This is a genomic window from Streptomyces sp. SID13031 (genome assembly GCF_010548305.1).
Taxonomy (GTDB): domain Bacteria; phylum Actinomycetota; class Actinomycetes; order Propionibacteriales; family Kribbellaceae; genus Kribbella.
The window spans coordinates 1-496 of the sequence record NZ_JAAGLV010000066.1 but is presented as its reverse complement, the minus strand read 5'-3'; the positions used below and the strand labels follow the sequence as shown (position 1 = coordinate 496).

The following is a 496-nucleotide window of genomic DNA, read 5'->3' as shown; positions in this document are numbered from 1 at the left end:
ATCCGCCTCCCCGTCCACCTCGTCGACGAGCTCGGCCGGGTCCGCCGGGTCCAGCTCGAGTTCAACCGTGAGCACGGGCGTGACCCGGAGCACACGGAGATCGCGGCGGAGCTGGGATCCAACGCCGAGCGCGTCGGCAACGTCCTGGACTGGGCGCGGGACCCGGTCAGCCTCAACATGTCGGTGGACGACGACGGGGACACGCAGTTCGGTGATCTGCTGGAGGACACCTCCGCCGTGTCGCCGGAGCAGTCCGTGATGACGTTGCTGCGCAGCGAGGAGCTGGAGGATCTGATCGGCTAGCTCGACAACCGCACCGCCTCCATCATCAAGATGCGCTACGGGATCGAGGACGGCCGCGAGCGGACCCTCACCGAAGTGGGCAAGCAGCACGGCCTCACGCGGGAGCGGATCCGGCAGATCGAGAAGCACGCACTGATCGAATTGAAGAGAATGGCTCACGACACGGGCTTTGACGCTGCGGCCTGAGCCGTTG

General features: G+C 66.7%; 1 pseudogene. It reads left to right on the top strand.

The annotated features are described in order from the left end of the window. A pseudogene (locus tag G3I17_RS39250) lies at nucleotides 1-489 on the top strand (sigma-70 domain-containing protein); the annotation flags it as partial. Between the last annotated feature and the right edge of the window lie 7 nt (nucleotides 490-496).